Origin of the sequence: Gelidibacter gilvus, assembly GCF_004115975.1 — a bacterium.
GTDB lineage: Bacteria > Bacteroidota > Bacteroidia > Flavobacteriales > Flavobacteriaceae > Gelidibacter > Gelidibacter gilvus.
The window spans coordinates 1-1,526 of the sequence record NZ_SDDZ01000030.1; the positions used below are offsets into that span (position 1 = coordinate 1).

Annotated in this window: 1 protein-coding gene; it reads left to right on the forward strand. The window is 49.7% G+C overall.

Annotated elements, in window-relative coordinates; genetic code table 11:
• The coding region (locus ESZ48_RS19450; RefSeq protein WP_190246317.1) for a hypothetical protein at positions 1–1,526 on the forward strand (1,526 nt) is incomplete at both ends.

The following is a 1,526-nucleotide window of genomic DNA, read 5'->3' on the forward strand; positions in this document are numbered from 1 at the left end:
ACCTATAGTGGAACTGGCGTTACCGACAATGGTGACGGCACGTACAACTTTGATACATCGGTGGGCACACAGACCTTGACCTATACCTATAGTGATGGTAATTCCTGTGAAAACTCAGCCACAGCGTCTTTAGAGGTCAATGAGCTTCCAACAGTGACCGTTTCTGGCGGATCCTGGTGTACAGATGCAGGACTTGTGCAAAACATCGCAGGTTCGGGCATGCCATTGGGCGGTACCTATAGTGGAACGGGCGTTACCGACAATGGTGATGGTACGTACAACTTTGATACTTTGGTAGGCACGCAAACGCTGACCTATACTTATAGTGATGGCGACAACTGCAGCAATAGTGCAACCGCTTCGTTAGAGGTCAATGACCTTCCAACAGTGACCGTATCCGGTGGCTCTTGGTGTACAGATGCGGGACTTGTTCAAAACATTGCAGGTTCGGGTATGCCAACAGGTGGTACCTATAGTGGAACGGGCGTTACCGACAATGGTGACGGCACGTTCGACTTTGATACTTCGGTTGGCTCACAGACCTTGACCTACACTTATTCCGATGGCGACAACTGTAGCAATAGTGCCACAGCGTCGTTAGAGGTCAATGAGCTTCCAACAGTGACCGTATCCGGTGGCTCTTGGTGTACAGATGCGGGACTTGTTCAAAATATAGCAGGTTCAGGAATGCCAACAGGTGGTACCTATAGTGGAACTGGCGTTAGCGACAATGGTGATGGCACTTACAACTTTGATACTTCGGTGGGCACTCAGACCCTGACCTATACCTATAGTGATGGTAATTCGTGTGAAAACTCTGCAACAGCGTCGTTAGAAGTCAATGATCTTCCGACAGTGACTGTTTCGGGTGGCTCTTGGTGTACAGATGCGGGACTTGTACAAAATATAGCAGGTTCAGGAATGCCAGCAGGTGGTACCTATAGTGGAACTGGCGTTACCGACAATGGGGACGGCACGTACAACTTTGATACTTCGGTGGGCACACAAACGCTGACCTACACTTATTCCGATGGCGACAACTGTAGCAATAGTGCCACAGCGTCGTTAGAGGTCAATGATCTTCCAACGGTGACCGTATCCGGTGGCTCTTGGTGTACAGATGCGGGACTTGTGCAAAACATCGCAGGTTCGGGCATGCCATTGGGCGGTACTTATAGTGGAACGGGCGTTACCGACAATGGTGACGGCACGTTTAACTTTGATACTTCGGTGGGAACACAGACCTTGACCTACACTTATTCCGATGGCGACAACTGTAGCAATAGTGCCACAGCGTCGTTAGAGGTCAATGAGCTTCCAACAGTGACCGTATCCGGTGGCTCTTGGTGTACAGATGCGGGACTTGTTCAAAATATAGCAGGTTCAGGAATGCCAACAGGTGGTACCTATAGTGGAACAGGCGTTACCGACAATGGTGACGGCACGTTCAACTTTGATACTTCAGTGGGCACTCAAGTGCTGACCTATACCTATAGTGATGGTAATTCCTGTGAAAACTCAGCCAC